4 protein-coding genes are annotated in these 5,721 nt (G+C 23.9%); 2 read left to right on the top strand and 2 right to left on the bottom strand.

Going from position 1 to position 5,721, the window contains the following annotated elements; translation table 11 throughout:
- Positions 1-238 precede the first annotated feature (238 nt).
- Both BGI41_RS06315 and BGI41_RS06310 read left to right on the top strand, forming a co-directional pair.
- Entirely contained in the window at positions 239-2,689 is a 2,451-nt protein-coding gene (locus BGI41_RS06315) for an ATP-dependent helicase (RefSeq protein ID WP_088539604.1), read from the top strand.
- 118 nt (positions 2,690-2,807) lie between these two features.
- Positions 2,808-4,013, top strand: a complete 1,206-nt coding sequence (locus BGI41_RS06310) for a PD-(D/E)XK nuclease family protein (RefSeq protein WP_088539602.1) — start codon at positions 2,808-2,810, stop codon at positions 4,011-4,013.
- A gap of 223 nt (positions 4,014-4,236) precedes the next feature.
- On the opposite strand, the gene BGI41_RS06305 is transcribed toward BGI41_RS06310, so the two are convergent.
- Positions 4,237-4,869 carry a hypothetical protein gene (locus BGI41_RS06305; RefSeq protein ID WP_088539600.1) on the bottom strand — a complete coding sequence of 211 codons (633 nt, stop codon included), beginning with the start codon at positions 4,867-4,869 and terminating at the stop codon, positions 4,237-4,239.
- A gap of 41 nt (positions 4,870-4,910) precedes the next feature.
- Entirely contained in the window at positions 4,911-5,339 is a 429-nt protein-coding gene (locus BGI41_RS06300) for a hypothetical protein (RefSeq protein ID WP_088539598.1), read from the bottom strand.
- Between the last annotated feature and the right edge of the window lie 382 nt (positions 5,340-5,721).

The following is a 5,721-nucleotide window of genomic DNA, read 5'->3' as shown; positions in this document are numbered from 1 at the left end:
ATAAAAAAATATAAAAAAACTAAATCTAAAACTAAAATAATTATAAAAAAAATCTATAAAACTAATTTTAAAAAGCTAAATAAAATATAAAAAATTATTAAAATCTAAAAATAAGAATAAAATTATAATTATTAGTTTTCAAATGCTATGACAATGTTTTATATATTATTTTAACAAAATATAATTAATAATAATTTTTTATAATAAAATTAATTAGTTAATTGGAATTTTGATTAATATGATTAGTTATGATGAATTTGAAAAAATAGTAGTAAATATATTAGAACGTGATATTTCATCAAATAAAGATCAAAAATCAGCAATTAGTTCTAATTTAAACCAATCTCTTTTTATAGTTGCAGGACCTGGTTCAGGTAAAACTACAGTAATTGTACTTAAAATTCTAAAAAGTATATTTGTAGATGATATTGAACCTGAAGAAATTATTGCAACAACATTTACAAGAAAAGCTGCAGATGAATTAGATAGTAGGATTCTTGATTGGGGTTATAAAATTAAAGATTATCTTCTTGAAAATCTTCTAGAATATGATATTGACCATGAATATTTACGTAAAATTGCACATATTGATTTTAATCAAATAATGACTGGTACTATTGATAGTGTTGCACAAGATTTAATTAAATTAAATCGGGAACCTGGTACAAATATCCCAAATGTTGTTGAAAATTTCATTGCAGAATCTGCAATGAGAAACTGTCTACTTCAAGATAATAAATATCTAAATGAAGATTTACAAACATATCTTGGAGATTTTAGTGGTAAAGGACCAGTTAAAAATCCTTCATTAATGAGTAAAAATCTTCTTACAATAAAAAATAAAATGTACTATGATTTTGTAGATTTTGATGAAATTAAAAAAATTTCAGATCCAGGTACAAAAGCTGCTATTAATATTATTGAAGAATTTGAAAAAGAACTTAGATCAAGAAACAGTCTTGATTTTCCAATGCTTGAATCATACTTCTTAAATAATTTAACTAAAGGTAAATATGATGAAAGTTTAAAAAATATTAAACTTATTTTAGTAGATGAATATCAAGACACAAATCTTCTACAAGAAAAAATATACTTTAATATTGGAAAATATGCAATTGAAAATAATGGTGGAATTATAGTTGTTGGTGATGATGATCAATCATTATATCGTTTTAGAGGTGCAACTGTAGATTTATTTACTAATTTTAAAGATAGGGCTAATAAACAATTAAAAACAGATATAAAAGAAATTAATCTTAAAGACAATTATAGATCTACAGAGAAAATCATTGATTTATGTAATCATTTTGCAGAACTTGATAGTGAATACCAAAATGCAAGAGTAAGTCATAAACCACCAATTGTATGTCCTGAAAACAATAAAGGAAAAGATATTCCAATTATAGGTTTATTTAGATCTAGTCAAGATGTACTTGCTCGTGATTTATCTAATCTAATTGCAGAACTTATAAACAAAGGACATGTTGAAAGAAAAATAAAAAGTATTGTAAACTCAAATTCATTTAAACTATTAAATAAAGATGATGAAAAAGGAACATTTAAAAAGAAATCTAAAAAAATCAATAAAAATAATGCAAAAAAAGAAGATAAAATTGTAATTGATTTAGATAAAGAAAATGGTTCTGCTGCAGATATAGCATTCTTAACATATTCAACAAAAGAATCATCAATGAATCATAAACGTAGATTTACATATTACTTAAGAAAAACTTTACAACATAGAAAAGTTAATGTTTTTAATCCACGTGGTAAAGATATTCAAGATATTGAATATGTTGCAATATTTTGTGGATTAATGCTTGAATGTATAGATCCTGATATGACAGTACAGAAAAAAGATAAAGAAATTCCAAAAAGTGCAAATAGAGTAATGAAAAAATGGAGAGAAGAAGCAAAAAGATTCATTGATAAAAATCCAGAACCACATGAACCTATAAGTTTAAGTGAATTTGTTGAAAAATGGCAAATTAGAGTACCTTATGGAATTGAAAAATGGCCAAAAGAAGCTAGATTAATGGATTTAGCATATAAACTTATTTCATGGATTGATGTACTTCAAGATGATATTGAAGGAGTAGTATTCCTTGAAGCAATTACAAAAACAATTACACAAACAGGTTTCTTTAATAAATATGCATCAACAATATACTTTGATACTACTGAAAATGAATACAATTCAATAGATGAATTATATTGGAATGTATTTATACCAATTGCAACTGGTGGAGTAAGTATTGAAGAAGATTTACTTGATACTTTACCAGATGATAGATTAAATATTATGACAATACATCAATCAAAAGGATTAGAATTTTCTCTTGTTATTGTAGATGTTGGTTCAGAGTTTAAAAAAGATTTAGCTGCAACAAGTCCTCAAAGGTTTCCTAAAAAAGGTGGAGAAGACCAAGAATTAGAAGATAGATTAAGAAAATATAGTGAGGAAATGGACTTTGAAGAAAGAGATCAAATTGATAGATCTTTTGATGATTTAATTAGAAGGTACTTTGTAGCATTCTCAAGAGCTCAAGATGTTTTAATATTAATTGGTCTAGATAGTAACATATATGGATATGATACAAAGACAAAACATAAATCTATACCTAATGTTGCATTAGGTTGGAATAGGGATGAAGAATTCATAGGGTTTGATGAAATATATATGATTTAATTAATATTTACTATGAAAATAGATTAAATTTTAATAGAATAAAATAAATTTTACTTAAGATAATAAAAAGTACTAAAATTTAATTTTACATTAAGAAACTAAAATAAAAGGTGAAAATATGAAACTTCAATCAAGGTCAAAACCATATTTTATACCAGAATATAGTTTAACTGGAGATTTACTATCATTTTTAACATGTAATCTCCAATACAGATACCAAAATAAAGGTTCATTACCACCATCAATGCCAATCCAATTATGGTTTGGAGAATTTATACATGGAGTAATGGAAGAAGCATATTTAAAATGGGAAGCAGAACAATTACCATTTCCATGGGACTGGGAAACTGAAATAAGACCAATAGAAGAAATGATAGATCAAAGATTAAGAGCAAGTGGTCTATACCCACCATTAAAACAATATAATCCAAAACATCTTCCAGAAGAAGAAATTGGTAAATATAAAACTGAAGATAACCCTTACCACAGAATTGCAAGTGCAAGGGCAGAAGCCTCTATAAATGTATGGGGTCCTGATTTATTTCCATTAATAGATTCTGCAGAACTATTAATTAAAGGAATAAGGGATATGCCAAACTATAATGAAAATCACAGTAGATCAAATCATTACAGTGTAAATGGTATTATTGATGTATTAAGTTCATTTAAAATTGAAAATACAAATCAAAAAACACTTGATTCATACCAAAATAAGATAATACAATATCTTAAACATAATGAGAAATTTAATGAAATATTAAAAGAAAAAGTTGATAATGAATATGAAATCATTATTGATTATAAAGGAATGAAAAGACCATCAATTGATAATGATAATTATAGACATCATGAATGGCAAATCTTAACATACTCATGGCTTAGAAAACATCAAAAAGATGCAAAACCAATACCTGCAGGAATTATCTTCTATTTAAACGAACTTGTTCCATCTGTTGAAGATTTAAAAGCAATTCAAGAAGATATAATAAATGATAAAACAGATGTTAAAATCTCAGAAGAAGATAAAGAAGCAATTATGAGATGGGATGGAAATCCTAAATATTATCCAACATTAAGTAATAAATTTAAAATTGATAGATCAATAAGAATCATACCAGTTGAAGAAGAAAAAGAAGAAACTGCATTAAATGAATTTGATAGTGTGGTAAATAATATTGAATCATCAATGATTAAAGAAAAAGAAGGTTCTAAAATTAGTGAAGCATGGATTGATGAAGCTGATAAAAGAACCTGTGATGCATGTGATTTTAAAGCAATATGTGATAAAAATAAAGGTAAATTAAATCATATGACTGTACCTTGACTAAAACACTATAAATTTTATTAATCTTTTTACATAAACAGAAATTATATTTTATATTATAACAAGTAACTTATATTATTTAGGTAATAATTGATTATTAAAGATAAAAATACAAATAATATAAGAAAAATAAAAAAACACAAAAAATCTAAAAAAATAAATAAAAAAAAAGAAAAAAATAAAATAAAAAATAAATTAAGAATATAAAATAGTAAAGATGAAACTATTCTTCATCTTTAGCTTCTTTTTCAGCTTTTTTATCTTTCCTTTCTTGTCTTGCTTCTTTAATATCTGCTTTAACATCATCTTTAGCAGATTTTGCTTGATTTTTTAAATCTTTAGTTTCAGCTTTAACATCCTCTTTTTTATCAGAAAGACGATTTTTAGCTTCTTCTTTTTTAGCTTTTAATTCTTCTTTTTTAACTTTAATAGCTTCTTTTTGTTCTTCTCTTTGTTTTTTCTCAAGTTCTTTAAGTTTTTCTTCATGTTTAGCTTTTAAAGCTTGTTTTTCAGATAATTGTTGTTTTAATAAAGAATCTTCTACTTCTACATCACCATTAATTTTAGCATCAGATTTATCAATAGCTTTTCTTAAGTATTCTTTAGTTTGTTCTTGTTTTTTAGATATTGAATCTTCACCATTTTTAACTTCATCTAATTTTTCATTAGCAACATTAATAGCTTTATCCATTACTTGATTTGCTTTTTCATCAGCAAGAATAGCATATTTTTTACCTAATTCTAAACCTAATTCTTTAATTTCATTATCATTTCCTTGTTTTGCTCTTTCAATACCATATTCAGCAGCAATTTTTGAAAGTTCAATTCCTTTTTTAGCAACTTTGTAAAATACCATAATAATCACATCTTCAAATTTTTTTATAATAATCAAATGATTTAACTATTTTTATTTTTTAAATCTTCTAATTCTTTTGCTTGTTTCTCTTTAAGTGCTTCTAATTCTTTAAGTTGTTTTTTCATCAATTTATATTCTTCATCAATTTCAACTTCAGAATTTTGATTTTTTTCTAAAATAGAATCTGCTCTATCAATAGCATCCTTCATTTCTACCTTTAAATTATCACGTTTAAGAGAAAGTTTATCATTACCAGTTTGAGCATCCTCTAATTTCATGTTTGCAAGTTCAATTGCTTTATCCATAGCATCAGTAGATTTTTGTTCAGCAACTCTAACCCATTTCTTAGTAAGATCTTTACGTAGATTTTTCATTTCAGGATCTCTAATGGATTTTGCTTTAGCAAGTCCATATTTAGATAAAGTTTTTCCTAATTCTGCAGTTTTTTTAACTTTATCTGTACATCTCATAGTATCACCTGATTAAATATAAAGTAATATAATATTTCTATATTTTTATATTAAATATTTAACTATATAAATTTTATAAAATTATACAATAAGCCATAATTGTTTTAAATATTATATAAAATATACAATAAGGAAATAAAATGAAAAAACAGAATGAATAAGGTTATAATAAAAAAATATACAATAAAAACATTAAAAAAAGAGATTTAATAAATAATTAAAAGTTTAAAAAACTAATAATTAAAATAAATTATATAATTTTAAAATTTAAATAAAATAGATAAATTGGATAAATTAAAAAAAAACTAAAAAAAACACATAAAACAAACTATAAAAAAAATAAAAAAAGTCAATGAAATACTAAAAAAATATTAAACATACT

This window comes from Methanobrevibacter sp. 87.7 (assembly GCF_002208625.1).
Taxonomy (GTDB): domain Archaea; phylum Methanobacteriota; class Methanobacteria; order Methanobacteriales; family Methanobacteriaceae; genus Methanarmilla.
This window is presented reverse-complemented; position numbering and strand designations above follow the sequence as displayed.

Coding starts and splice junctions, on each gene's coding strand:
- BGI41_RS06315 (WP_088539604.1), top strand. CDS start 239: ATGATTAGTTATGATGAATTTGAAAAAATAGTAGTAAATATATTAGAA.
- BGI41_RS06305 (WP_088539600.1), bottom strand. CDS start 4,869: ATGGTATTTTACAAAGTTGCTAAAAAAGGAATTGAACTTTCAAAAATT.
- BGI41_RS06310 (WP_088539602.1), top strand. CDS start 2,808: ATGAAACTTCAATCAAGGTCAAAACCATATTTTATACCAGAATATAGT.
- BGI41_RS06300 (WP_088539598.1), bottom strand. CDS start 5,339: ATGAGATGTACAGATAAAGTTAAAAAAACTGCAGAATTAGGAAAAACT.